Origin of the sequence: Paenibacillus sp. A14, from assembly GCF_036864815.1 — a bacterium.
In the GTDB taxonomy this organism is placed as follows: Bacteria; Bacillota; Bacilli; order Paenibacillales; family Paenibacillaceae; genus Fontibacillus; species Fontibacillus sanfengchensis.
This window is the reverse complement of sequence record NZ_JBAGJD010000004.1, coordinates 252,911-278,219: the sequence shown is the minus strand read 5'-3', so window position 1 is coordinate 278,219 and position 25,309 is coordinate 252,911. Positions and strand designations below refer to the sequence as shown.

Annotated in this window: 27 protein-coding genes; 10 read left to right on the top strand and 17 right to left on the bottom strand. The window is 54.0% G+C overall.

Annotated features, from left to right (window positions below; all coding sequences use genetic code 11):
- Positions 1 to 126: 126 nt before the first annotated feature.
- Positions 127 to 444, bottom strand: coding sequence for a YciI family protein (locus V4U88_RS12700; RefSeq protein ID WP_334073633.1), 318 nt, complete (start codon positions 442 to 444; stop codon positions 127 to 129).
- Positions 445 to 689: 245 nt separating this feature from the next.
- Between V4U88_RS12700 and V4U88_RS12695 the strand changes: the two genes are divergently transcribed.
- Positions 690 to 1,496, top strand: a complete 807-nt coding sequence (locus V4U88_RS12695; RefSeq protein ID WP_334073632.1) for a hypothetical protein — start codon at positions 690 to 692, stop codon at positions 1,494 to 1,496.
- 7 nt (positions 1,497 to 1,503) lie between these two features.
- On the opposite strand, the gene V4U88_RS12690 is transcribed toward V4U88_RS12695, so the two are convergent.
- Complete coding sequence (locus V4U88_RS12690; protein ID WP_334073631.1) at positions 1,504 to 1,968, bottom strand: hypothetical protein; 465 nt, start codon at positions 1,966 to 1,968, stop codon at positions 1,504 to 1,506.
- A gap of 237 nt (positions 1,969 to 2,205) precedes the next feature.
- Between V4U88_RS12690 and cysK the strand changes: the two genes are divergently transcribed.
- Positions 2,206 to 3,129 carry a cysteine synthase A gene (cysK, locus tag V4U88_RS12685; protein WP_334073630.1) on the top strand — a complete coding sequence of 308 codons (924 nt, stop codon included), beginning with the start codon at positions 2,206 to 2,208 and terminating at the stop codon, positions 3,127 to 3,129.
- Positions 3,130 to 3,159: 30 nt separating this feature from the next.
- Here the strand turns inward: cysK and V4U88_RS12680 are convergent, their stop codons facing one another.
- The 6 genes from V4U88_RS12680 to tsaE all read right to left on the bottom strand — a co-directional run bounded on the left by V4U88_RS12680 (position 3,160) and on the right by tsaE (position 7,449).
- Positions 3,160 to 3,963, bottom strand: a complete 804-nt coding sequence (locus V4U88_RS12680; protein ID WP_334073629.1) for an aminoglycoside N(3)-acetyltransferase — start codon at positions 3,961 to 3,963, stop codon at positions 3,160 to 3,162.
- A 54-nt stretch (positions 3,964 to 4,017) separates the two neighbouring features.
- A complete protein-coding gene (locus tag V4U88_RS12675; RefSeq protein WP_334073628.1) occupies positions 4,018 to 4,437 on the bottom strand; it encodes a DUF6157 family protein in 420 nt (139 codons plus the stop codon).
- A gap of 147 nt (positions 4,438 to 4,584) precedes the next feature.
- Positions 4,585 to 5,613, bottom strand: coding sequence for a tRNA (adenosine(37)-N6)-threonylcarbamoyltransferase complex transferase subunit TsaD (gene tsaD, locus V4U88_RS12670; protein ID WP_334073627.1), 1,029 nt, complete (start codon positions 5,611 to 5,613; stop codon positions 4,585 to 4,587).
- A gap of 1 nt (position 5,614) precedes the next feature.
- Positions 5,615 to 6,127 (bottom strand): ribosomal protein S18-alanine N-acetyltransferase, encoded by a 513-nt coding sequence (gene rimI / locus V4U88_RS12665; RefSeq protein WP_334073626.1) that lies wholly within the window; start codon positions 6,125 to 6,127, stop codon positions 5,615 to 5,617.
- A 13-nt stretch (positions 6,128 to 6,140) separates the two neighbouring features.
- Positions 6,141 to 6,950, bottom strand: a complete 810-nt coding sequence (tsaB, locus tag V4U88_RS12660) for a tRNA (adenosine(37)-N6)-threonylcarbamoyltransferase complex dimerization subunit type 1 TsaB (protein ID WP_334073625.1) — start codon at positions 6,948 to 6,950, stop codon at positions 6,141 to 6,143.
- Complete coding sequence (gene tsaE / locus V4U88_RS12655) at positions 6,943 to 7,449, bottom strand: tRNA (adenosine(37)-N6)-threonylcarbamoyltransferase complex ATPase subunit type 1 TsaE (RefSeq protein ID WP_334073624.1); 507 nt, start codon at positions 7,447 to 7,449, stop codon at positions 6,943 to 6,945. The genes tsaB and tsaE overlap by 8 nt, the downstream gene beginning before the upstream one ends.
- A gap of 1,111 nt (positions 7,450 to 8,560) precedes the next feature.
- Between tsaE and ku the strand changes: the two genes are divergently transcribed.
- Positions 8,561 to 9,523 carry a non-homologous end joining protein Ku gene (gene ku / locus V4U88_RS12650; RefSeq protein ID WP_334073623.1) on the top strand — a complete coding sequence of 321 codons (963 nt, stop codon included), beginning with the start codon at positions 8,561 to 8,563 and terminating at the stop codon, positions 9,521 to 9,523.
- Positions 9,524 to 9,561: 38 nt separating this feature from the next.
- Here ku and V4U88_RS12645 read toward each other — a convergent pair whose 3' ends face one another.
- Positions 9,562 to 10,509, bottom strand: coding sequence for an ATP-dependent DNA ligase (locus V4U88_RS12645; RefSeq protein WP_334073965.1), 948 nt, complete (start codon positions 10,507 to 10,509; stop codon positions 9,562 to 9,564).
- Between the two features lie 225 nt (positions 10,510 to 10,734).
- Here V4U88_RS12645 and ligD point away from each other — a divergent pair, with 225 nt between their 5' ends.
- Both ligD and V4U88_RS12635 read left to right on the top strand, forming a co-directional pair.
- The gene (gene ligD, locus V4U88_RS12640) at positions 10,735 to 11,634 is read left to right on the top strand and encodes a non-homologous end-joining DNA ligase (protein WP_334073622.1); all 900 of its coding nucleotides are present in this window, start codon (positions 10,735 to 10,737) and stop codon (positions 11,632 to 11,634) included.
- A 191-nt stretch (positions 11,635 to 11,825) separates the two neighbouring features.
- Positions 11,826 to 12,476, top strand: coding sequence for a transcriptional regulator (locus tag V4U88_RS12635; RefSeq protein ID WP_334073621.1), 651 nt, complete (start codon positions 11,826 to 11,828; stop codon positions 12,474 to 12,476).
- Positions 12,477 to 12,734: 258 nt separating this feature from the next.
- Here the strand turns inward: V4U88_RS12635 and cls are convergent, their stop codons facing one another.
- The gene (gene cls / locus V4U88_RS12630) at positions 12,735 to 14,165 is read right to left on the bottom strand and encodes a cardiolipin synthase (protein WP_334073964.1); all 1,431 of its coding nucleotides are present in this window, start codon (positions 14,163 to 14,165) and stop codon (positions 12,735 to 12,737) included.
- 170 nt (positions 14,166 to 14,335) lie between these two features.
- On the opposite strand from cls, the gene V4U88_RS12625 reads away from it, so the two are divergent.
- Positions 14,336 to 15,322, top strand: coding sequence for a M23 family metallopeptidase (locus tag V4U88_RS12625; protein WP_334073620.1), 987 nt, complete (start codon positions 14,336 to 14,338; stop codon positions 15,320 to 15,322).
- 37 nt (positions 15,323 to 15,359) lie between these two features.
- Positions 15,360 to 15,770 carry a bactofilin family protein gene (locus V4U88_RS12620; RefSeq protein WP_334073619.1) on the top strand — a complete coding sequence of 137 codons (411 nt, stop codon included), beginning with the start codon at positions 15,360 to 15,362 and terminating at the stop codon, positions 15,768 to 15,770.
- A gap of 78 nt (positions 15,771 to 15,848) precedes the next feature.
- On the opposite strand, the gene V4U88_RS12615 is transcribed toward V4U88_RS12620, so the two are convergent.
- Complete coding sequence (locus V4U88_RS12615) at positions 15,849 to 16,625, bottom strand: ABC transporter permease (RefSeq protein ID WP_334073618.1); 777 nt, start codon at positions 16,623 to 16,625, stop codon at positions 15,849 to 15,851.
- On the bottom strand, positions 16,618 to 17,529 hold the full coding sequence (locus V4U88_RS12610; RefSeq protein WP_334073617.1) for an ABC transporter ATP-binding protein: 912 nt from the start codon (positions 17,527 to 17,529) through the stop codon (positions 16,618 to 16,620). Before V4U88_RS12610 ends, V4U88_RS12615 begins: the two co-directional genes overlap by 8 nt.
- A 158-nt stretch (positions 17,530 to 17,687) precedes the next feature.
- Here V4U88_RS12610 and V4U88_RS12605 point away from each other — a divergent pair, with 158 nt between their 5' ends.
- Complete coding sequence (locus V4U88_RS12605; protein ID WP_334073616.1) at positions 17,688 to 17,873, top strand: hypothetical protein; 186 nt, start codon at positions 17,688 to 17,690, stop codon at positions 17,871 to 17,873.
- Between the two features lie 17 nt (positions 17,874 to 17,890).
- On the top strand, positions 17,891 to 18,139 hold the full coding sequence (locus tag V4U88_RS12600) for a spore coat protein (protein WP_334073615.1): 249 nt from the start codon (positions 17,891 to 17,893) through the stop codon (positions 18,137 to 18,139).
- A 66-nt stretch (positions 18,140 to 18,205) separates the two neighbouring features.
- Here V4U88_RS12600 and V4U88_RS12595 read toward each other — a convergent pair whose 3' ends face one another.
- The 4 genes from V4U88_RS12595 to V4U88_RS12580 all read right to left on the bottom strand — a co-directional run bounded on the left by V4U88_RS12595 (position 18,206) and on the right by V4U88_RS12580 (position 22,385).
- Entirely contained in the window at positions 18,206 to 18,874 is a 669-nt protein-coding gene (locus V4U88_RS12595) for a Fic family protein (protein ID WP_334073614.1), read from the bottom strand.
- 79 nt (positions 18,875 to 18,953) lie between these two features.
- A complete protein-coding gene (locus V4U88_RS12590) occupies positions 18,954 to 19,784 on the bottom strand; it encodes a phosphoenolpyruvate hydrolase family protein (protein WP_334073613.1) in 831 nt (276 codons plus the stop codon).
- 29 nt (positions 19,785 to 19,813) lie between these two features.
- Positions 19,814 to 21,025, bottom strand: a complete 1,212-nt coding sequence (locus V4U88_RS12585) for a Tm-1-like ATP-binding domain-containing protein (protein ID WP_334073612.1) — start codon at positions 21,023 to 21,025, stop codon at positions 19,814 to 19,816.
- A 136-nt stretch (positions 21,026 to 21,161) separates the two neighbouring features.
- Positions 21,162 to 22,385 (bottom strand): phosphoenolpyruvate hydrolase family protein, encoded by a 1,224-nt coding sequence (locus V4U88_RS12580; protein WP_334073611.1) that lies wholly within the window; start codon positions 22,383 to 22,385, stop codon positions 21,162 to 21,164.
- Positions 22,386 to 22,661: 276 nt separating this feature from the next.
- Between V4U88_RS12580 and V4U88_RS12575 the strand changes: the two genes are divergently transcribed.
- Positions 22,662 to 23,684: a phosphatidylglycerol lysyltransferase domain-containing protein gene (locus V4U88_RS12575; RefSeq protein WP_334073963.1), complete on the top strand. Its 1,023-nt coding sequence runs from the start codon at positions 22,662 to 22,664 to the stop codon at positions 23,682 to 23,684.
- Between the two features lie 206 nt (positions 23,685 to 23,890).
- Here the strand turns inward: V4U88_RS12575 and V4U88_RS12570 are convergent, their stop codons facing one another.
- Positions 23,891 to 25,306, bottom strand: a complete 1,416-nt coding sequence (locus V4U88_RS12570) for an ABC transporter substrate-binding protein (protein WP_334073610.1) — start codon at positions 25,304 to 25,306, stop codon at positions 23,891 to 23,893.
- Positions 25,307 to 25,309: the final 3 nt, after the last annotated feature.

Sequence of the window (25,309 nt, the reverse complement as noted above, 5' to 3'; positions counted from 1 at the left end):
AAAATAAACCGGTTGTTTTCACGAATAAGCCTCCGTCTTTGGCCGGCAAGCTTTCAGTCCATTTTCATAATCAAGGACGGTATGCTAGAGATATTGTTGTCCACAACTTGACTTTTCCGGTTTCCCTTAACCCATTCCCAAGTGATTGTTCTCCTCGCAAGAAATTTCCCAAGTCCGAATTTCATAGTTCTCCGCTCCCGATTTTACGAACGGATCATTTTCCGCCCACCGGATCGCCTCCTCCATTCCCTCCGCTTCAATAATCACCATCCCGCCTTTATAATTCCCGAACGGTCCGCACATGACCAGTTTCCCCAAACGGTCCAGTTCCCGCAGATGATGGACATGGTCCCGGACCAGGGACTCATCCAAACTTCTCCCGGGATTTAAAGTCAACAAAATGACGTATTTTGTATAGCTCTTTTCCTTTAGATTATTAACCATTTTTGCTTCATTCCTTTCTTAATTTATGATACGAAACTCCCATACCGGCAAAACTTGCTCCAGAACTGGAGCTTGATCCCAAACAAACCAACCGAAATACCTATTGCCATTTCCATGAAAAAATACAATCATTTATATAAGAATTTATTACAAATTTGTCATAAAGGAGCTCGATGATGAAGTTAGCTAAAATCGCCTCTATAGCAGCCTTAGGGACAAGCCTTGTCTTCGTAGGTGGCTGCCAAATGTCCGGTACGTCCGGAAGCTCATCCTCTTCCCTTCCCGTTAAGGAATCCTCGTTGCCAGGCGGGGGAGTCGCTTTTCCGGAGAACGAACGAATCCATCTGTCGACCAATCAAAAATGGGTCGCCGACGAAGGTCATCTGTCCGATTTGATCCGCCTGCAGTGGACCGCCGACCGAGCCAAACCGGCCATTTCCTGGGCCGACCAAAACGGGGATGACAAGACAGCCATCGTGTCCCACGATAAAGCCAACAATCCGGAACAGCACGACCATAAACACATTTCCATAGAAACGACGATGTCCCCCACGGGGAAAAATAAAGGCGAACTGTTCACCCGGTTTGAAATCCCTTACGATACCGACGTAGCCGAAATCCGCACGCATTCCTCCAACTTCAACGTCATGGACGGGATTATGAGAGTCGCCGGAGAAGGCGCCCGTGACGTCCAATTTGCCAAAACCGGCAAAGACAACGCAACCACACCGCTTTGGGCCCTCCGGACGAATAACGGAGAAACGGCGGGAAATAAAGGAGCCGATTTCAACCTGATCCGGTATGACGATCAAGGCCAGCCCATCGACAGCGCCATCGCCGTCAGCCGGGAGAAAGGCAACGTCGGAATCGGGACGTCCGATCCGGAGAGCAAGCTCGATGTGAACGGTGATTCGATTCGGATTCGCGAATCGCGCACGCCGGCTTCGGCAAACTCCCCCGGAAATCAAGGAGACGTCGTTTGGGATGAAAACTACATTTACATTTGCGTGGCCAAGGATACCTGGAAGCGTACGGAACTTAAGTCCTGGTAGCTTGTGTTTAAGTCTCTCGATAATAATCCTGAGTGGTAGGGAGCAAGGTTACGATCTGAATGAGCAGGCCCAGAAACATATAAACGAGATGAACGATGTAAACCGCATCAAGAACATACATCTGCACCGTGATCCAAATGATTAAGACAAAGCCGGTATACAGCGAGAAGGTCCATGACCAATGAACCGTTTTAAACACATTTAACGCTTCTCCGAGTTTCCAGCGTTTTTTGCCTAACAAAGAAAACAGGACTCCCAGTGGACCGATGCCGAGCACAAGAAAGAGGATCAAGCCCGGAATCAGGAAATTCGTAAAAACAGGGACTCGCATCATATCCGGGGGCATCCCCAGCCCCTGCCCGCTGGGGTCCAGCACTAAAGCGCCCCCGCCAAAGAGAGCCCCAACGCCTAAAAAGAAATGAAGGCCCATTAATATCTTTACGGTTATGGGCATGCTCGCCATCCGATTCATGACTCTCCCCCTTGTGATATAAATCACAATTATTAAACTGTTTCTCCCCCTCTTAACGCACGAAGACGAAACCTCCAGGCTTCGTCTTCGTTGTTAGATACACCATATCATACCCGCGGTTTTCGGGAAATCCCCCGCCTTAAGTTTTGCGTTGAAACCGCCGCACCGGCATGAGTAAAATAGACATAATCGTCATCACTTGCAAATGTCGAACCGAAGATGCGGAGGCGAAGGAGCATGAAGCGGAGAGTAGTGGACCATATTGTAGATCTGGTAGGCGAAACGCCCGCCGTAAAAATAAATCGTTTGACCGGAACCGGGGACGCGGAGGTGTATGTGAAGCTTGAGTTTTTTAATCCCAGCGGCAGCGTAAAGGACCGGGCAGCCTCCTACATGATCGCGGAGGCGGAGAAAGCCGGGCTCCTCCGGCCGGGCGGCACCCTTATCGAGCCGACCAGCGGAAACACCGGCATCGGGCTGGCCATGAATGCGGCCGCCAAAGGATATAGGGCCATCCTTGTCATGCCGGATAATATGACACCCGAGCGGATCAACCTGTTGAAAGCTTACGGAGCGGAAGTGGTGCTCACCCCCGCTTCGCGGCGGATGCCGGGCGCCATTGACAAAGCCTTGGAGCTGCAGGCAAGCATACCAGGCAGTTTTATTCCCGGGCAGTTTCAGAACCCGGCCAATCCTTCGATCCACCGCTTGACGACAGGTCCCGAAATTCTGGCTCAAATGGAAGGCCGGCTCGACGCCTTTGTCGCCACCTCGGGCACGGGAGGGACGATCACCGGGACCGGAGAATATCTGCGCGAACATTTGCCGGAGATCCGCATTGCCGTCGTGGAACCCAAAGGGTCGCCTGTGCTTTCGGGCGGCGAGCCCGGTCCGCATAAGCTGGTGGGCACGAGCCCGGGTTTTGTCCCGCCGGTCCTCAATACGCAAGTTTACGATGAAATCGTTCAGGTGGACGATGACGACGCGTTAAATACGGTACGGCGGCTTGCCGCCGAGGAGGGCATCCTCGTCGGGCCCTCATCTGGCGCGGCGGTTTGGACCGCCCTTAAACTGGCCCGGATGCTCGGCAAAGGCAAACGGGTGCTTTGCATCGCCCCGGACACGGGCGAACGGTATATCAGCATGGGGATTTTCGAGTAGGCATAACCGGCCCGTCTTTAACGGAGCCGGTTACTTGCGGTTTCGGGTCATCCAATCCACGGCATAGTCCACCAGAGGCATTTGCGGCATGAGCAGGCAAGCGGCTCCCGCCAGGTTCCCCCGCCGGACCAGGCCCGTGTCTCGTTCGAAGTCGGCCCCGATCCGGTCGAAATCTTCGGCATCGATTTCGACATCGCGGTAATCCACCCACTTTTTCAGTCCATTCACCATCATGGGGGCGTTTTGGACGGTTTCTTTTTTGCCGGGGTAATCCGCCCGATATTCGGCCAAATGGATGGAAGTGTTGTTGCCATGACCTACGCCCAGCAGCAGAACCCAGCCTTCCGTCTCGTATATTCTCGCCAACGGCGAGGTTTCGCCCAACCCGTAATCGAGACCGTGGCCGTCGGTGATGTCCCGGGCTTTAGCTCCTCTGGCGGCAAAAGAGACGTTCGGATGCCCGCTCCGGATCGTCCCCCCTTGTTTCCGGAACAATTCCGGGATAACTCCCATGTACCACAGCGGCGTCAGATCGGGATCGTAAGCCGGCATTTGCTCCCGGATCGTCTCCCACCAAGCCTCGGGAACCGGGGGATTCTGCCAACCGGACGGATCGCTAAGATCACCGGAATGCGTCGGTACGACCAGCGTCCCCATTTCTCCCAAGGCTTCTTCCAGGGCCAGAATGACCGCAACCGGCCCTCCGGCAACAAAACCGCCCAGGGACTTATAGGAGGAATGCACAAGCAGCGTCATTCCCTCTTCGACGCCGAGCGCCCGTAAATCGGCGAACAGCGAATCTTTTGTGATCAGCGGACCTTGTACCTCGTTCATCCTATCTTCCCTTCTTTTCTGTGAAAATAAATCAAAATACTAAACCAAAGCGCTCTAGGTTCTCCGGCTGCGCATGGCCAACAAGAGCTGGATGTCCTCGCGCCCCGTTTCCGCAAAAGCGCGGTACTGCGGCGAATCCGCCCCATAAATCGCCATCTTTCCTTCCGCATCGTAGTGAACGCCCCAGCCGTATCTTTTGGGAAGGGCCGAGGCCCGCATGCAGGCATGTTTTTTGGCGAACAAGGCTTCCCGAAATTCTTGCCTGCGTTCGAGCAGCATAGAGTCGGAAATGCCCTTGTGCCGGACATGCGTTTCAAACAGCAATTCATCATAATTATACTTGTACGGATTCGCTGTGAGCAGCTCGTACTGAATGACGTGCACCGGCTTGCTCTCCTTCCTGCTTATCGGCTCGATCCCTTCCTGAACCGGGCAATCCGAGGAAATCAGGATAAATGTATTTTGATAACTCATGGTAAGGGGGCGCTCCTTTCAAAACGACACGTCTTTCTCCCAGTATACTAAGTAAACCGCCGTCTGCGGAAGCAGAAAAAGAGTCCTCCATCCGCGGACTTGCCTGCGGATGTGGACTCTGCGATTTTATTTACCCTTCCCGGTTATTCAACGCGCCGACCAGGCCTCCAAAGACAAGGAGGGCTCCGGTTTCAGCTCCATCTCCGAAAACTCCCCGCGCTGCCATTTCAGGTAGGCTGCGGCGCCGATCATGGCCGCGTTGTCGGTACAGTATTTCATCGGCGGGATCGACAGCGGAATGCCTTCCCGTTCACAGCGTGCGCCCAAGGCTTGACGGAGGCCGCGGTTCGCGGCCACCCCGCCGCAAAGCAGCAGTTGTACGGCGCCGGTCGATTTGACGGCGCGGATCGCTTTTTCCACCACGACCTCGATCACCGACTCTTGAAAACCGCGGGCGATGGCGGCCTGATAGCCGTCCTCCCCGCGCATACGATGCCGGTTGACCGCATTCAGGACGGCCGATTTCAGGCCGCTGAAGCTAAAATCGTATGAGTCGTGCTCCAGCCAGGCACGAGGAAGCTCCTCCGCCACCTCCGATTCCATCGCCAGCTTGTCGACATGCGGCCCGCCCGGATATGGAAAGCCGAGCGCGCGCGCCACCTTGTCATAGGCTTCGCCGACCGCGTCGTCCCTCGTCCGGCCGATCAGCTCAAAGCTGCCTTCCCGGCGCATGAACACGAGCTCCGTATGTCCGCCGGATACGACCAACGCCAGGCACGGGTAACGGATCTCTCCCACCAGCCGGTTCGCATAGATATGGCCCGCAATGTGGTGGGTGCCGATCAAGGGCTTGTCGAGCGCAAAGGCCAGGCTTTTGGCCGCCATAATACCGACCAGCAGGGCGCCAACCAGGCCCGGCCCCTCGGTCACGGCCACGGCCGACAGCTCTCCGGGAGCGATCCCCGCCTGCTCGACCGCCTCCTCCAGCATGAGCGTAATGCTCTCCACATGCTTTCGGGAAGCGACCTCGGGGACAACGCCTCCGAACGCTTTATGCGTCTCGATCTGGCTGGCAATCAAATTCGACAGAACCTCGGTCCCGTTCTTGACGACCGCCGCCGAAGTTTCGTCGCAGCTCGTTTCCACCGCAAGTATATAACAATCCTGATTCCGCAAGTTATTCGCTTCCTTCCTTCTCGCCGCTTCCGCGCAGCTCCTCCGGCAGCTCGCACCACATGATTACGGCGTCCTCCTGATTATCGGAATAATATCCCTTCCGCACGCCCGCCGGGACGAAGCCGAGCTTGGCGTAGAGCGCTTGCGCCACTCGGTTGGTGGCGCGCACTTCAAGGGTCATCCGTTCCATGCCGAGCTCCCCGGCCCAACTCATCATCCGGCGCAGCAGCCGCTCGCCCAAATGCCGCCCCCGAAAAGCGGTTCGGACGGCTATATTCGTAATATGCGCCTCATCGACGATCGTCCACATCCCGGCGTATCCTACCGGGTGCCCGTCCACCTCCATGATCAGGTAGCGGGCAAAATGGTTCAGCGTCAACTCGTTGCGAAAAGCCTCCTCGCTCCAAGGCAGCGAAAAGGACTCGTGCTCGATGACCATCACATCGGGAATGTCCCCCAGCTCCATCGTTCGGAACCCGACATGCCCGGCGGTCTCTTCCTTAAGATATTCCATGATCACCGGCCCCCTAACGCCGTTCCCGCAGCCGTTTGGCTTCGGCTTCGGCCAGTTGGGTGTAGTTCGGCTCGAGGGCGTGCACCTCGTCGCCGCCCGCCGTCCGCGCCCGGCGGACGGCAGCCAACCCGACGGCGATTCCCTCCAGTTCGTAGGGAATCACGTGCAGCGCTTCGCCGAGCAAGGGCCGAAGCGCTTCAGCCGCGGGCGCATGCTGCCCCGTTTCGCCCACGAACCATACGCCGGCCGGGCGTTCCGCCGGCGCCAGCTCCCGCAGCCGGGCGCCCAGCTGCTCCGTCCAGTCGCTCATGAGCCGGACCGCGTCCGGCTCCATGCGCTCCGGACACGGCCGCCCGGCTCCGGCAGCGAACAGCGCGGTATAGGTCTGACCGCGCCGCGCGTCCACCAGCGGGATGACCCAGTGGTCCCCGCTGCCGGTTTGGACGCCGAGGTCCGCGGCGTCCAGGCCCGCGCCCTGCGCGAGCCCGCCCCAGGCGAGCGCCTCCAGGCTCGACAGGCCGTACACCGGCAGGCGCAGGGCCCACGCCAGCGTCTTCGCCGTCGTGACGGCGATCCGGGCTCCCGTATAGGAGCCCGGGCCCACGCCGACGGCGACGCCGTCCAGCGCCGCCTTCGCAATGCCGGCGGCCGCCAGCGCATCTTCGATCGCGCCGATCAAGTACGCCGAATGGTTCCGTTCGGCGCGGATATTTCGCTCCGCCAGCAATTTGCCGTCTTCCATCACGGCCACCGCCAGGGAGGACGTCGATGTATCGAAAGCCAATAACCGCCGGACTGGCCGTACCTCTTGCTCGTTACTCATGATCCCCGACTCCATTCTCCCGCAAGTTGTCGATCCAGGCTTCGTAGGGCTGCCCGCAGCCTTTTAAGTAAAAAGTCCGCTCCCCGTCCATCCCCGATTCGATGTAGATATACAGCGTCTCGGGCGGCAGGAGTTCTTCGATCAGGCTCGCCCATTCCACCAAGGTTACCCCGGCGCCAAAGAAATACTCGTCCAGTCCAAGCTCCTCCGCTTCTTCCAGCGACAGGCGGTACACATCCATATGGTAAAAGGGCAATCTGCCCGCATACTCCTTGATCAAGGTAAACGTCGGACTGTTCACGGTGTCCGCCACTTGCAAATGCTTGGCGAACCGCTGAGAGAAAGCGGTCTTTCCCGCTCCCAAGTCCCCGTCCAACGCGATGACGGTCCCGGGAACGGCCATATGGGCCAGCCGGCCGGCGAGCCGGTCGGTCCCCTCCAGGTTCTCCGCCCGAAACACGAATCCCGCGGCGCCTTTATCAAACATCCATTCATCCATTCTTCGGTACCCTTCTTTCAGTCATAACCTCCGGCTTGGCCGGTGGCTTCCATCAGCTCTATAAGAACATGTTGCGAGCAAGCGTCTCGCTCGTGCACAAGTGCACTATCGTGGCATTAAGCAATTTGAATGCCGTGCAGGTAAATAAGGGCCTGATGAGCACTGAAGTTGCATCAAACCTGACAGGGTGCTACTTATTTTGAAACTTGTCGCCTCGGTGTGGCGAGTTGGATCCGGCGTGTCCCATTTCCCTAACCGCCGTCGCATGAGCAGCCTTGCAAGAAAGACGGAAATTAACGCTAACGGTTGCCACAGCCGTTATTTGTCCTGAAAACGCCGATTTCCCATTCTAATGGTCGCCACAGCGCTTATTTTCGCATAAACAGGCTGTTAAAGCGAGAATCCAAGAGAATAACGGCGCTCACGACCGTTAGAATTTCGAAAGGGCTACTTTTCGTTAAATAGCGGCTGCTACAGCCGTTAGACTCCTCTCAGGCGTTAGTACCAGCCGGAATGCCTGACCTTTTGCAGGAATTCATACTCGATTATTTCAATGCAGGTCAGCCTTGGAAGGCAAAAGAAAATTTCCCGAAAAAAAAGGAAGACTACGCCATGCGTAAGATAGGGCTCCCATTTTTAACCACACTCTTCTTTCATGTTAGGGTTAGTGCATCGCTAGTGCCTGATGAGGCGCTATTTTGTCGAATTCGACTAGGCGGTGTGAAATAGCGGCTTTTTCGGGTCTTATTGTTGGGAAAGCGGGCCAGTCCCTGATTATGGGGCCCTGGGCAGGTCAATAAGGCCCTTTTGGGCCGCTATGATTCGCCCGAAGCCGAATCGGGCGGAAATAGCGCCCCAAAAGGCCGCTATTTCCACCGGGCATCCAAATACCTGCAGATATTCAAAAAAAGCCTGGCGGCACCCGAAATGCCATGGGACTGGCGCCCGCTTTTCATCCGTAGCCCTCAAAAAACGTATGTCCCCATTATATCGGTCTGTCCCAGGCCCCGCAACACGGAATCCGACCCCGGTAGGCTCGAACTGACCCTTATAGAAAACCAAATTTTATCTAATACTAAGGAAAATACGATTTTAAAGGAGCGATTGATAGATGCATACCGTCTGGAAGGGAGCGATCAGCTTCGGTCTTGTCCATGTGCCGGTCAAGATGTTCTCCGCCACCGAGGACAAAGATATTTCGATGAAATATATCCATAAAGTGTGCGGCAGTCCAATCTCCTACGTCAGGCGCTGTCCCACCTGTGACGAAGATGTAAATTGGGAGGAAATCTCGCGCGGGTACGAATACGAAAAAGGCAAATACGTTCTGTTTGAGAAAGAAGAGCTGGAACAGCTGTCCGCCCGTGCCGAAAGAACGATCACCATCCTAGATTTTGTCGATCTTCATGAGATCGATCCGATTTATTTTCAGAAAACTTATTACCTGTCTCCGGACCAGGCCGGATCGAACGCTTACCAACTGCTGCTAGAGGCGATGCGCCAATCGGGTAAAATCGGGGTCGCAAAAATCGCCATCCGCTCCAAAAGCAGTCTGGCCGCGATCCGGGTGATGGAAGGCTGCCTCGCGGTGGAGACGATCTTTTTCCCCGATGAGATCCGTCCGATCTCGCAAGTGCCGAACCTTCCGGAACAGATCAGCACCAATGAGAAGGAACTGACGATGGCCCGGCTGCTGATCGAACAGTTGTCCACCCCGTTTGAACCGGAAAAATACACGGACGACTACCGGGAAAACCTCCTGCAGCTGATCGAAAGCAAAGTGGCCGGAGAGGAAATCAGCCTGGCTCCCACCAGGCCGGAGAGCAATGTGATCGACCTGATGGCCGCGCTCCAGGCGAGTATCGAGGCCGTCAAGCCGATCGCCACCGATCCCGGGCCGGCCAAGGCCAAGCGGGGCCGGACGAAGGCCCCGGCGGCAGAGGGCGCGGCCGCGGCGGGCGGCGGCAAAAAGACCAAAGCCCCCGCGGCGGGCGCAGGTGCGGGCGAGCCGGAAGTCGTGACGAAGCCTAAGCGCAAAAGCACGGGGAAAACCGCGAAGAAGACGATATCCTGAGCATACGCCTGCTCCGCTTTAGCGGCTCCCCTTGACCCTTAAACCTGCTGGGTGAGGACGCAGGCTTCGGCAGGCACGCCCGCCCAGCCCTGGATGACCGGGTGACGCATGGTCCCCCCGGGCGTCCATTCCAGAAACTGGACTTTCACGGTAAGCTGCGGCATCAGCCAGTCCGCCCCTTTAATGCGTTCCGGCGTGTTGGCGAATGGCCTTGTTCCCGTTCTGAGCTGATGCGCCAGCTCCGTGATTTTTCTCCATTCTTCGATTTTCCATTTTCCCGTTCCGGCATGGCCAATATACAGAAATCTTCCTTCTGCATCGTACACCCCCAGTAGAATAGCGTTGACCCTGCCGTCGCGGTAGGTAACTCCGCCGATGGCTGCGTATAGATCATGCGCCAGCTTCAGCTTGGTCCAGCGGGCATCTTTTCCGCCGACCGCATAGGTGCTGTTCAGCCGTTTGCAGACGATGCCCTCCCAGCCCTGCTGTTTCATCACCGCAAAAAGACGGTCCGCGTCCGCCACATTGGGAACGGGCTGCAGCCGTTCATGCGGAACGAGGATCTCCTTCAGCAGATCCTGGCGTTCTCCTAGCGTCCTCCCCGTCACCCAATCGCCGTTGCAGTACAATATATCAAAGATCATATAAATCGCCGGAACCCGCGAAACGGCCGAGCGGATCTCCTGGTCCCGCCGCAGGCTGTCGCGTTTCATCACTTCGTGGAAGGAGGGCTTCCCGCCGGAGATCGCGATCATTTCACCGTCCAGAATCACCGAGTTCGCACGACAATACCCCGGCACATCCGTGAATTCCGGATATTGGCGGGTGCGGTCGTTTCCTTTTCGATTGATCAGCCTCACCTCCCGGCCGTCAAAATAAGTCAGCATGCGCACTCCGTCCCACTTTACCTGGGCGACCCAATCTTCCCCATGGGGCACTTCATGCGCTCTGACCGGCTCAAACGGAATGACCGGCTTTAGCTCCATCTCTCCGTCCTCCTTTTTCGCTTCCACCGCGTCATTTTTCTCCTTCCGATGGTGCGGGCTTTTTTCCAAGTGTGCCCACCCGCCCTGCTCCGCATTCCTGTTCCTGTATTGGCTAACCTATGCTCCGGTATCCTCCCCCGGCCTTCTTTATCCCGTCGGGGGGAGGCTTATAGTTTCGGGGAAACGGGCAACGCTATAAAAAGAAGCTGGAAGGAGGGTCTTGTTATGGCGCGAACGATCAAAGGGAGTATTACGATTGAAGGAGCCGAGGTGCCTGTAAGCAACCCGGACAAGCTGCTATGGCCGGAAGCCGGGATTACGAAGCTGATCTACTTGCAGAGGCTGGCCGAGCTTTCGCCTTATCTGCTCCGTTATTGTCAAAACCGCCTGCTGACAACCATTCGGTACCCCGGAGGCATTCACGGCAAATTTTTCTACCAAAAAAACGCGCCCGATCCGCTCCCGTCCTTTGTCCAAACCGCCGAACACGAAGGAATCCGGTACATTGTCATGGACAGCCTTCCCGTCCTTTTGTGGCTCGGCAATCTGGCGGCCATCGAGTTTCACCCCTCCCTGCATTATGTAGGGGAGTTATTGCCCTGCGAATGGATGATCGACCTCGATCCAACCCTGCAGGAAGAGCCCCGGATCATGGAGGCCGCCTCATATGTCGGCGAAATCCTTACCTCGCTCGGCCTGTCCTCGGTGCCCAAGACTTCGGGAGCGACCGGCGTGCAAATTATCGTGCCGATCCAGTATGGCGTTACGTTCGATGAACTGCGGCTGATCGGCCATTTTGTCGCCCGTTATGTCACTGAGAAGCATCCGCGCCTGTTTACGATCGAACGGCTAAAAAAAGACCGCGGCGATAAAATCTACTTCGACTACCTCCAGCATTACGGCGGAAAAACGCTGGCCGCCCCCTACACGCCCCGTGCCCGGCAGGCGGCCAGCGTTTCGACGCCCCTTACGTGGGAGGAGGTCGCCCGCAATCCGTCTCCGGCCGATTTCCATTTGCTCAATATCGGGCAGCGCCTTCGGGAGCGGGGGGATCTGCTGCAGGATGTGCCGCCTCAATCGGTGGAACTGATCCTGCAGCACTTGCGGAAGCCGGGGGTCCGCTAGGGGAACAAGCAATGGGAACCTGCTTGAAATGGCCCTGTGATTGCGGTACATTGATGTTGTGGAAATAACGACCAATACATGTTTTTGTCGGTGTGAAGCACATGCCGCCTTGATGCGCAGGCCCTTTTAGGAGCCGCGTATTGGGGCGGCTTTTCTTTTTAATAATTTCGGAAAAAGCGGGAGGCAAACAAATGAGCGTATTTGAAGAGGTCTATGCGGGTTGGCTGCAGCGGCAGTTGAGCGAAGAGACGAATGCGAGGCGGCGGGAGCTTTTGGCGAACGGGTTGGGACACGGGACCGTGGAATTTCTGCGCGCGATCTGGTTTCCGACGATCGGAAACCTGGATCACTTATATGCCGAGTACGAGGTACGCGATTTGAATAACGGCTGCCGTTACCTTGACCTTGCCTACATGCCGGGCCCGGGCGGTGCCAAAGGCTGCATCGAGCTGCATGGTTTCCGCTCCCACGCCAGAGATATCGAGGCCGGCCGGTTTAAGGATCTATGCATGAAGCAGGCCTTGCTGGTCCTGGACGATTGGTACTTTCTCCCGATTGCCTACCTCTCCATCAAAGAGGACCCCGCCGTCTGTAAGCAGTTGGTCCTCGCTTTTGTCGGAAAGTTCCTGTCCGGTGCGGTTCCGCCCGATTTGAACTGGGCCGAAGCCGAAACGCTGCGCTATGCCCGCCGTTTGCTGCGGCCGTTTACGCCCCCGGAACTTGCGAAGCATCTGCAACTGTCGGAAAGACGGACAAGAGTTATACTGCATTGTCTATTGGCGAAGAAGCACCTCATAGTCGCGAGCGGAAATCAGCGTTATCGTTCATATAAACTCGCTTAAATGGACCGAGAGTGGAACGGGATGATAACGGCGCCATTATAACGGTCGCCACAGCCGCTATTTTGCCAAAATTCACCTAAACAGATTTCTAACGGTCGTGAGCGCCGCTAATTTGCGGAATTCGAAGATAAGTCGACCCAAATGGCTCGAATAAGAACTCTCACGACCGTTAGAATTTAAAGCCACTCTATTTCAGGAAAATAACGGCTTTGGCGACCGTTAGAATTTTCATTGGCTCTCTCCCTCCCCCGCTCGCCCCTACAGCAGCGGCGAGAGCAGCCGCGCGACCAGCTCGGCCATGCGCTGCCTGCGGGAGCGGCGGGCGAATTCCCGCGGGTTGATGCGGCGGGAGTCGACCATGTCCTGCTGGAAGTCCCGGGACAGGCGGGCGATGGTTTTTTCGTCGAACAGCAGGGCCGTCATCTCGAAATTGTAAAAAAAGCTGCGCATATCCATATTCGCGGTTCCCACGGAGGCCAGTAAGTCGTCGACGATCAGCACTTTGGCGTGCATGAAGCCTTTGGTGTATTCGTAAAACTCGACTCCCGCCTGCAGCAGTTCCTCCACATAGGACAGCGAGGCCAGTTTCACGAGGCGGCTGTCGGAGTTGTAAGGGATGATAATCTTAACATCGATGCCGCTCACCGCCGCGGTTTTGAGGCCCGCATAGACGCTGGCGTCCGGGATGAAATACGGGGTGGCGATCCAAATCCTCCGTTTGGCCACGGCGATCGACCCGAAACACATTTCCTGGATGGCGTTCCAGTGTTGATCCGGACCGCTGGCCAGAATCTGCACCTGTTCTTTGCCGAGACAATGATGCTCAGGGAACAGATCGGGGTCATGAATCCCCTGACCTGCGGCCAGCTTCCAGTCGCCAAGAAACGTGTTTTGCAAAAAATAGACAGCATCCCCCTTAATCTGCAAATGGGTATCCCGCCAATACCCTACTTTATCGTAAAGGCCGAGATAATCGTCACCGACGTTCAGCCCGCCCACAAATCCCACTGTCCCGTCCACGACAATGATTTTGCGATGATTGCGGTAATTGATCCGGCGGTCCAGCGTGGCGATCAGCGGAGGCAGAAAAAAATAAACCTCTACCCCGGCCTCCCGCAGTTCCCGCACGAAAGAACGCGGCAAATGATAGCTGCCCAACCCGTCACAGATGAGGCGCACCTTCAAGCCCTCCCGGACTTTCCAGATCATGACTTCCTTAAATCTTCCGCCTAAGCCGTCATCCCGAAAAATATAAAATTCGATATGTATGTGATGTTTGGCTTTGCTCATCTCTTCGAGCATGGCCTCAAAGGCCTCTTCCCCGCTGCTCAGCACCCTGGTCTCGTTGCATCCCGTAATCGGGCTTTCCGAGAGATGGGTCAGCAGACCGAAAAGGCGCTCCTGACCTTCGAAGCCTTTATTGTTCATTTGCCCGGAGGCTTCCACAATGACCGACTGCTGCCACAGCTTGGCTTTCATCTCCTGAAACAGCCGGGTTCCCTGGCTCCGCAGCTTCCTGCGTTTTTTATAATCCTGTGCCACAAAATAGTAGAGAATAAAGCCGATCAGCGGAACGACGAACAGAATGAACATCCAGGCGACCGCCTTGCTGGGCTTCCGAAACTCCAATACAAGTATCGTAGCGATTTGAAAAATGAATGCGAGCAAAACGGTAACCAGCCACACCATGGTCTTCACCCTTCCCTTCAATCAGCATTAACCATTCTGCCTCCGGTTTATTCAGGTCCACTCCGCCTCGTCCTCCGATATATCAGACAAAGCCGGATTTTTTGACATGTTTTAAGAGTCATAGGAATAGATAAGTTATAGAAGCTCATTTTGAGAGGAAGGGAGATGCCATGAAAACCGCCAGTTTAGGCCTCGCCCACCCCCGGCGGATGACCCTGCTCGTCCTGAGGGATGCCAACCAGCCCGTAAAACAGCTTCAGGTTTCCAAACCGCTGGTCATCGCCGTGCCACTCTTTGCCTTATTGTCCATTTCCGGGCTGATCATCAGCCTCCAGATTCAATCCGGACAGACGATTTCCCGACTCGAACACCAGGTGCGGGATCAAGAACTGCGATTCGAAGCAATCGTGACCGACAAAAACGCAGCGATCGAAAGGCTGCAGAATGAAGTGATCGCGTTGTCCGGGCAGTCCCGTGAAATGATGGACCGGATGGAACGCGTTTCCGAGCTTGAAACCGAGCTGCAGCGATTCATTAAGAAGTATGGCGGACAGGAAGGTTTGCGGAACCTCTCTTCTCTGTCCTACGAAGAACCCGAAACCCTCGGGGTGGGAGGCGAATTTATTGCGGTCCATGAGAACGAAATTGAACAGTTGGCTGCCGTGACGCGTGAACAATTTGCGGAAATGAGCTCGCTCCTGGACGAAATGGAGCGCAATATCCCCAACACGCTAAAAAAAGCCCGGCAGACACAGCGCTCGATTTCGGGCACGCCCACCGAATGGCCGACGTTGTCCAAGCGCCTGACTTCCAATTTCGGATACCGGAGCGACCCTTTTTCGGGACGGGCCTCTTTTCACGCCGGCATCGACATTGCCGGAAAAACCGGCGACCCGGTCTACGCCGCGGGTGCGGGGAAGGTGATTACGACCGCCAGGGACGGGTCTCATGGCAATTACATCGTGGTGGAGCATCCCGGAGGACTGCAAACCTGGTATCTGCACCTTAGCCAGATCGGCGTTTCCGAGGGGGACAGCGTCAAAAAAGGACAGGAAATCGGCGGCTTGGGCAGTACCGGCCGGAGTACCGGCCCCCATCTCCACTTCGAGATCGTCAAGCAGGGGGAACCTGTCGACCCGTTGCCTTATCTCAAGTAATTTTTCATTATATTTTTCATGAAGGAGGCAAAAAACGATGCTCAAAAAGAACAGTGCCGCCGCAGACGGTACAGATACGCTGATAGGGAAGGGAAGTTCGGCGGAAGGCAAGCTGGAATGCCAAACGAACATACGGATTGAAGGGAAATTTTACGGTGACATCGAGTGCGGCGGGCAGGTCGTGATTGGGGAAACCGGCGAAGCGTTGTCCAATATCAAAGGGAGCGACATCATCGTGGCCGGTAAAGTCATCGGCGATATTACCAGCCAAGGCCGGCTTACCATTACCGGCAGCGGGCAAGTCGAAGGAACCGTCCATGTGGCCAAACTGGTCATCATCGAAGGAGGGCTCCTGAACGGATCGGCTCAAATGGAAAGGACGTCTCCTTCCGTGCTTCCCGTCAAAGAGAAGTCCTCGAAAAAAGCGGCTCAGCCTGAAGCGGGGTAATCGCGGTGACTCGAAAAAAATAAGTTCCCGGCTGCATATGATGCAATCGGGAACTTTTTTGTTGCTGAATGCTCGGGGTTATGCGGCGACGTCCCTCTTTTTGAATACGAGCCAGGCGATGACCAGGAACGCGATCACATAGCCGCTAAGCACGGCGGCCGAAAAGCCAAGCGTCATTCCCGCAGGCCCCAGCTCGCCTCCCCGATACTTGCTTAAGTCCATATTCACGAACAGCATATACTTCGCCCAAGGATAACGGGCCGGGTGAAACAGCATTGTAAAGAGCCCGCCCGCAAACAAAATGAACATCGACAGACCGATGGCGATTCCCCCGGACCGGAAAACGGTAGAGATCATAAAAGAAAAGGTCGTAATCACCAGAAGGTCGATATACCGATAAAACAAATTCTCCACAATCATCCAAAAGGCTTCCACCCCTGCCGGGAATACACCGGACGGTATATCAGAAAACAGAAGGAACGAAACCGCCAGGCAGGCCAGGAAAAACACCACCGTCGTCAGCACCGTAAACAACAGCACCGCCAGCAGCTTGGATAGCAGAATTTTCGTGCGGGTCCAAGGCCGGATGAGAAGCAGCTTGACCGTCCCCCAGGTAAACTCTCCCGCAACGATGTCGGATGCGACAACCACCGAATAAATCGTGACCAAATAGTAGAGAAAAGACAATTGATCCACCGCATCCCAGACTCCGACCGGGCTTGTCGAGCTGCCTAAATAGTACAGCGTACCGAACAGGATCGTTAGAACGACCAGAATGGCCGCCATCACCCAGGTCCGCAACCGACGGTAGATTTTCATATTTTCATTTTGGATGAGCCGTAAAAAATCAATCAATTTCTCCGCCCCCCGTCATTTCCAAAAATTGATCCTCGAGCGAACGGGTCAAAATCCGAATGCCGTATACGGAAATCCCGGCCAAAACGAGCTTTGTATTGATTTCGGCGGTTGCGGAGCGATCGGCGGTGACTATCAAGTGCTTGCCTTCAAGCCGACCTTCCTTTACGAGATGCAGCGCTCTTTCGGGTGCGTCCACTTCGAATGCGGTTTCTTGGGGGCGGTCCGCGGCGCTGTTTTCCCTGTCGAGCGTTTTGACATCGATCAGCCGCCCATGCTGAATGACCGCCACGGTATCGCACATCAACTCCATTTCGGATAAAAGATGGCTGGAGACGAAAACCGTCGTCCCCTCCTCTTTCGCCAAAATCCGTAGGTAATCCCGCAACTCGCGAATGCCTTGGGGATCCAGGCCGTTCGTCGGCTCGTCCAAAATAAGCAGCTTCGGCCGGTGCAAAATCGCCTGAGCCACTCCCAGCCGCTGCCTCATGCCGAGCGAATAGGTTTTCACTTTATCGTGAATCCGGTGCTGCATCCCCACGCGCTCCACCGCTTCCATAATCCGATCCCGGGTAATCCCGGGAGACATCCGCGCATAGTGCAGCAGGTTCTGATACCCGGTGAGGAACTTGTACATTTCCGGATTCTCCACAATCGCCCCGACCGCCGAGATCGCCCGCTCGAAATCATTTTTGACGCTGGCTCCCTGGATCAGAATATCTCCCTTTGTAATCGACATCAGACCGACCATCATCCGGATGGTCGTCGTTTTGCCGGCCCCGTTCGGTCCCAGAAAGCCGAATACCTGGCCCGGCGGGATGTCCAGGGTCAAGCGGTCGATCAACACCTTGGATCCGATTTTTTTGGTGACGTTCTTGATACGCACGACTGGCTCCTGCGTCATATATTCACTCCCCCTCCTGACCAACCCATCGGCACTCCTGATCAATGCGCCGGTATTTTCCCCTATTTTACCATAAGTACCGGTAGAATGGGTTCCCGCATATTTCCATGCAAAAAGCAGACAATAACCCATGAATCCCCTGAAAGGAGTATGAAGAGATGGCCCAAATCAATCAGCAGGAGTTGCAAAGCCTGCGCCATCTGATCGGCGCGCATGAAACGGCAAACCAAAAGATGCTGGCTTACGCTCAGCAGAGTACCGATCCGCAGGTGAAAGCTTATTTCGAAAAATCGGCCCAGGACGCGTTAAACACCAAGCAACAGCTTTTGTCATTCTTGAACTAGGGAGGAATCAAGTCGACATGATGCAGGAAAAAGAAATGGTCAATGATGCGCTGTCCATGGTCAAAAACAGCCTGACTACCTATGCCAGCGCGATCTCGGAATGCGCCAACCCCCAGCTCAGATCGACCATCCAGCAGATCAGAAATAACTGCGAAGCCTCGCAGTACGAACTGTTTAGGCTGGCCCAGTCGAAAGGTTATTACCAGCCGGCCATGATGGCCGATAACCAGGAAATTCAGCAGGTAAAAACGCAGCTTGGCAGCTAATGGAGAAATGAATTGCAAAGAAGACGGCCCTGATCCCCGGCCGTCTTCTATTATCGTCGTCTTAATTTACTTTACCGTACCGATATATCTTCGCAAGCTTTCCTCTACGCATCCGGCGATCAATTGTACAAACGGCTCCAGCCCACTTTGAACGCTTGCAGCTTCCAGCGTCTCGTAATACCTTAACCGATCCCTGGTCTCAGACTTTAGTATGGCCGGAGGATATCCGTATTTCATAAGGATTAAGTTCATGAGGAGCCTTGCCGTTCGCCCGTTCCCATCGTTGAAGTGATGAATATAGACGAAGCGGAAGTGGAATTCCGCTGCCAGTTGGACGGGATGAAGCTTATCTTTTTGCTCGTAATACCACCGGACCAATTGCTCCATTTTCTCGGAAAGTTCGTCGTCGATATTTTTCAGAACAAGATGATGAAGCGACTTGATCACGAACTCGGTTAATTCGATCTTGCGGTCTACGATATCTTGAACATAATCAATAGCTTCGGAATGGTGGACGACTTCAAAATGCTCACGCAGTTTTTTGCCCCCAATAGTCAAACCATCTTCGAGAACAAGTTTCGTTTCCAGAAGGGTCAGCGAGTTTCCTTCGATCGCATTCGAGTGGTAGGTCCATTCGACACGATAGACTTCTTCCAGATTTTTGACGGCTGCTGCCGGCAAAGGCCGGAGGGCATCCAATTCGCTTTTAAGTTGATCTATTGTACCGAAGTCCATATTACCGCTCCTTATCCCGCTATTATCCATCATATATCATGAGTGGGTATAATAAAATCCGGGCTTCTCCGCCTTTTCCTTATTTCGAAATGGCCTTGAACGCGGCCGACTGCTCCCGGATGCCCTTCTCCGCCGCAAAACGCTCGATGCTGGAAGCTCCGAAGAAGCCGTCGATATCGGGTATATTTTGCATGATATAAGCGGCATCCGCCGGCTCGGCGATCGGGCCGCCGTGGCAAATGACCATGATCTCCGGACGAACGGCACGCCCCGCGGCAATGATATCCTTGATTTTCACGACGCAATCATCCAGGGTGAGCGCTGTCTTCGCGCCGATCGTACCTTTCGTGGTAAGCCCCATATGAGCCACCAAAATATCCGCACCGGCTTCCGCCATCGCCTTGGCCTGATCCGGGTCAAAGACATAAGGGCAGGTCAGCAGGTCCAACTGATGCGCCTTGCGGATCATTTCCACTTCCAGGTTATACCCCATGCCGGTTTCTTCCAGGTTCTGCCGGAACACGCCGTCGATGAGTCCCACCGTCGGGAAGTTTTGCACGCCGTTAAAGCCCATATCCTTCAATTGCTTTAAGTAAATATCCATGACGCGGAACGGGTCGGTACCGCAAACGCCGGCCAGCACCGGAATGTCCTTCACAACAGGCAGCACCTCGGAAGCCATTTCGACCACGATTGCATTGGCATCGCCGTAAGCGAGAAGCCCGGCCAAAGAACCTCTGCCGGCCATCCGGTAACGGCCGGAGTTGTAAATAATCAGCATATCCGCGCCGCCCGCTTCGCTGCTCTTGGCGGTAATGCCGGTGCCGGCGCCTACGCCCAGTAGGATCTTTCCGCCTTCAACTTCCGCTTTGAATTTGGCCAGGATTTCGTTTCGGGTCATCGTATTCATGTTTTATTTCTCCTTTTGTCTGTGAATGATTAGGCTTTGCTCTCCATCATGGCAATGAGTTTTTTAGCGGCGGCAAGCGCAAAGGAATCATCGTTGATGTGCTCATCCAATTCGCAAAGCTCCACCCTGCTGTGATTCAGGTTGGTTCTTAAAGCATCAAACAAAGCTTGGTTCTCCTCGGGGCCATGGAAAGGCTGGCCCTCGGCGTCAATCATGGAGACGCCCTTCAGCGGCAACATTAAAACGCTTTCACCCTTGGCCAAATTCAGCTTCTCCGCCAATTTCTCGCCGACGGCTTTGTTTTCCTGGGCCGTAGTACGCATCAGGGTGACCGTCGGATTATGCCGGTACAAGTTGCGGTGCTTGTAGCGCTCAGGCACGGTGTCGATCGGGCCGAAGTTAACCATATCGCAAGCCCCCACGGAAACCACCTGCGGCACGCCGCAAAGTCCGGCGGCTTCGCTGCGGTTCGGCCCGGCATTCAGCACGCCGCCAAACAGCTCATCGCACCATTCGGTCGTCGTCAAATCCAGCACACCTTGGAAATAACCGCTGCGCACCAGGTCCTCCATCGTGCGGCCACCGGTACCGGTAGCATGAAAGACCAGCACTTCATAGCCCTGCTCCTCCAAATAGGATTTGGCTGTTTCTATGCAGGGGGTCGTCACCCCAAACATGGTGGCGGCAACCAAAGGCTTTTTCTCTATTCTTGTAGCTTCATGCTCGAGCATGCCCGCCATGGCAAAAACCGCGTTGCTGAAAATCTTGGTGGAAATGGAGTTGAGTCCGGCCACATCCACAATCGAAGGCATCAAAATCACGTCGCTGGTGCCTATATACTGTTCGGTATTCCCGGAAGCCATGGTAGATACCACAATTTTCGGTACGCCGATGGGCAGAGCCCGCATCGCCGGCGTGATAATCGAGGTGCCGCCTGAGCCGCCCAAAGAGATGATGCCTTGGAACTTGCCTTCCTGATAAAGGCGGAGCACGGTTTTTTCGGTTCCCTCTGCCATAGCTGCCGTGGCGCGAGCCCGGTCTTTCCGGGCTACCAGTTCCCGAAGATTTTCACCTGCCTCGGCAGCAATTTCTTCGTTGGAAACATCGGGAACAAAGGCGGGTTCAAAGGTTCCCGTATGCAGGGTCAAGGTGTTAAGGCCGATTTCCGCAAACAGCTCCTTCAAGTAAAGGAATTCCTTCCCCTTGCTGTCGAAGGTCCCCACGATGGCTACGGTTTTCATTGATTAGAAACACCTCCTGGAATGATCTGTTTCTGTCCGCCGTTGATCATGTAACGGCTTTCAGAACTGATAACCTAATTGTACGACTTGGCGGAAATTTTGATATTGTTTGAAGTACGCCGTTTTTGTGCTTATATTAGATTTCGCCCCGCTGGCCGTATTCTTTCGGGGAGTGGGTTTTTCGATAGCCTGTGGGCGTCATGCCTTTATATTTCTTGAACATTTTGGTGAATTGAAAATAATCGCCATAACCAACCAGCTCCGCCACCTTTCCCACGGGCATGTCGGTCTCCCTCAGGAAGTCCCCCGCCTTGTTCATTCGGAAACGGATCAAATATTCCGTAAAGCTGCAACCGACAATTCGTTTGAACTTGGCGCTCAGATAGGAAGGCGTGACATGGGCCGCCAAGGCCAGCTCGCTAAGGAGAATCGGTTCATTATAGTGATGGATGATATGCTCTTTAATAAACTCCACATAGTCGTAGTCCTGAGCCTGTCCGTTCAACACTTTGATAAGGCTATTTTCTTCCTCGTCGCTTTGGGAAATTTTAAAGGATTTGGTTGTGTTCAAAATGGCCTTTTCCGCCGGAATCCGTTCGAAGGAAGAGCCGCCTAAAAAGCCCTGGCAAGCGGAGTTGTCGTAAAAGTAGCGGGCATCGATGGAGGATTTGATCGGGCCGCCGTAGACCATCTTTATCGCCTCCGGACGAATCCGATCGCAGGTATCGAAAATCCGCTGGGCATCCCCCCGCCCTCTGTCCAACGACTGCACTTTCTTCGCGCCCAAAACGCCGCCGGTCGTCAGCCCCAGATGGGCGCAGATGATATCCGCTCCGGCCTTCAGCATCTGCTCCGCCTGCCAGGCATCAAAGACAAAGGCCAAGGTAAACAGCCCCTGCTCATGGGCAAGGCGGATCGCCTCGATTTCCTGACGATAGGAGATCCCCTCTTCCTCCAGTGCCTCGCGAAACTTCCCGTCGATCAGTCCGATCGTGGGCCAGTTGTTGATCCCGTCAAAGCCGGATTTTTTAATATGCCTAATGTATTCCGGGAGCGAAATACCAGGGTCCGTAGCGTTCAGTCCGAATAAAATCGGAGTATCCTGCAGGAGCGGCATCAACTCGCGCGAGGCAAAATCCATTACAACTTCATTGCTGTTGGAATAACAAAGATAACATCCCAGAGACGCCCGTCCCATCTGCCGAAAGCGTCCGGCACTAAGGGCCAGAATAAGATCCGCCCCGCCCAAGACGCTGTATTTGGTCGTCATGCCGCTGCCGGCAGCGACACCTATAATATGTCCGTTGACTTTGATTTGAGCATTTAGCCGCTTGAGTATTTCCTGTCTTGATATTTGCATGGCGAGACCTCCTTAATGCCAACGATATCAATCGATCAGGTTATTCTACAAATTCGCGCTATTACAACACGATTTTATATCCATATATTGTAAAACGCTATGCGATCTTATTTTGATTTTATGTGTTTATATCTTTTTCCGCTATAGTACTCAAGGTAATTTTCCGGAAATCTATTAAGCCGGGTTGAATTTCTACCGATAATAAACTTATTCGACAATTTTCTACATCTATACAGCATAGATCAGACAGCTTAGGAGATGTTTCCTTTGATTGAGATGAACCTGGAAGAACAGCGCCTCCATCGAATTCTTGCAAGATGGGGTTACAATTCACACGCACACTTATATTATCTTGGCGATAAAGAATGGTTTTGGGACTCCGGAATGGAGGCATTGATCGCCTATCGCACGGTCGGAAACCGGAGAATCGTCCTTGGCGACCCTTTGGGCCCACCGGAAGCGATGGAGCGAATCATCAGAGAATTTATCGCTGATTGCCGGAGAAGGAAGCATATCCCCGCCTTCTACCAAACGGGGGCTTCGAACCTGGACATGTTCCGGGGCTATGGATTCAGACATCTCAAAATCGGTGAAGAGGCCCATGTGAATTTGCCGGAATTCCATTTAAACGGTAAGGCCTGGTTAAAATTGCGCAACCGCCTGAATAAGTTTGAACGGGCGGGGTTCTCCTTTGCGGTGCACTTCCCTCCGTATTCCGAATCCTTTTTGGCTCGACTTCATACCATTTCGGAGGAATGGCTGGGCGGGCGGAAGGAAAAAGGCTTTTCCGTCGGTTTTTTTGACCGTGAATACATCAGCCGGTTTCCCGTAGCTTTATTGGTTGGACCGGACGGAGAATACGAGGCCTTCGCTTCGATCGTCGGCGATCCGCCGCTGCTGTCGGCCTCGGAGGAGGTTCCGGTTTGCAGGCAGCTCACCGTCGACTTGATGCGATACTCCAAGGCATGTCCTCACGGGACTATGGATGTCCTCTTCGCCTCCCTGTTCAAATGGGCTAAAGAGCATCACTATGACTCTTGCGGTCTGGGAATGGCCCCCCTGGCGAACGTGAATGAACTGTTGATCGCCCGTTGGATCTACAAATTCGGGAACCGTTGGTACAACTTTAAAGGGTTGTACGATTACAAAAACAAATTCGCCCCGGAATGGAAGGAAGTTTACCTGGTGTATCCGCCCTCCTCCTTGTCGCTTACGCTGGCCCTCCTGATGTATATGGTCCATACGCCGGGGACCCGAAATCCCGCAAAAAGACAGCCCGCCGCGCCCAGCGTCTCGTAAAGCCCGATGCGGGATATAACGGGGGATGGGCAACGAGAGGAAGCTGCACAGATTCGCAAAAATAACGCACCCCAAAAAAACGCCGCCTCCGTCATTTCCCTGACGAAGGCGGCGCCTTTTCGTTTGCAGTTTAGTTACAGACGGGTTGATGGGCACTAATTGACCGCAAGATAGCTCACCTGGCAAAGTCCCCGTTTCCTCTGTCCTTAATTCGAAGTTCCTCTATCCGCTTGCTGATCCTTTAATACCTGATCCAAGGCGACCTGTCCTTCGTCCTGAATCATTTTAGCCGCTTCATCAAGTGACTTTTTACCCTCTTGCACCTGGGAGAGCTCTCCGCTCACAATAGACTGGAGCTGTACATAAAACGCATCGGGAATTTTATCCGAATTCATATGATCTGGGTTTATCTTTGGTTTTAGAGCATAAAAGACATCGAGACTTTGACCTCCGTACTCTTCATTAAACCCCATTCTTGACAGCAAAGTCCCATTCATTGATTTTGATTTCACTCGGGCGTAATCTTCACCGTTCACGAATTTAAGGAACTCCCAGGCAGCGTCTTTGTTCGTTGAATTCCCATGAATCGCAAATATCTCGTCCACACTTGCAGTCAGGGTTGTTTCAGGATCCGAAGAATTCACCGGCCCGGAGACGATCCCCATATTGATCGGCTTGTCATCTTTCAGGATGTCCCGAGCTAGTTTTGCATTTTGTGATGTATAAGGATCGCCTATAATCATAGCAACCCGTCCCATCAGAAACGCCTGGCTGCGGTAGTACTCTTCGATCGATCCTCCCGTAAATCCGGCATCCTTCGGATTATAAATGACTCCCGATTTTTCAGCTTCTATAGCCAACCGGTATACCTTTTTCCAGGAATCCGTGTCAACTGTCAGCTTCAAGATATTCGGATTTACACTCATCAAGCCTTCCGTATTGGCAATGAGATCGACCAAATTTCCTACAGACATCGGATAGTTCATTACCGTTATCGGATAGTCATTTCCAAAGCCGTATACCCGGGACCCCTCATCTCCATCGGTTGGAAACCGGCGCGCCAAATCCAAGACTTCCTGCCATGTCATTCCATCATGCGGTTGTTCAATCCCGTATTTGCTGAATAATCCTTTATTATAAAAGAGGGCGGTCCCATAAAAGGTCGGAGCAAGGCCGTATAACTTATTCCCCCCCAACTCCTTTAACAGGTCAATGAGCCCCGGATAGATTCCCTCTAAAGGATAATGATCTTTTTGAATGAGCGAGTCCAATTCCAAAAGTTTGCCTTCAGATATATAGTTTTTAAAAGTAGCTGTATCTAGTATCAGGATATCCGGTTGTTCGGTTTTTACAAGCTCGTCTAAAGCTTCCTCATAAGTTCTATCCCGCCCATTGCTGTTCAGGTTTGGGGTACGGATCACTTCAAAGTCGATATTCGCGTGACTCATCCTAAATAGATCGCCGTATTGCCGAAAAAAGGCCTCCTCGTTGGGATAGAGCACTTTCAGAGTCACTTTTATTTCCTCGGAATGATGACCGGCCCCCCTTGTACAGCCTGCAACAAGTAAACAACTCATAATAACGATGACCACCAAGCCCTTGTTAAACTTTTTACCATACATCTC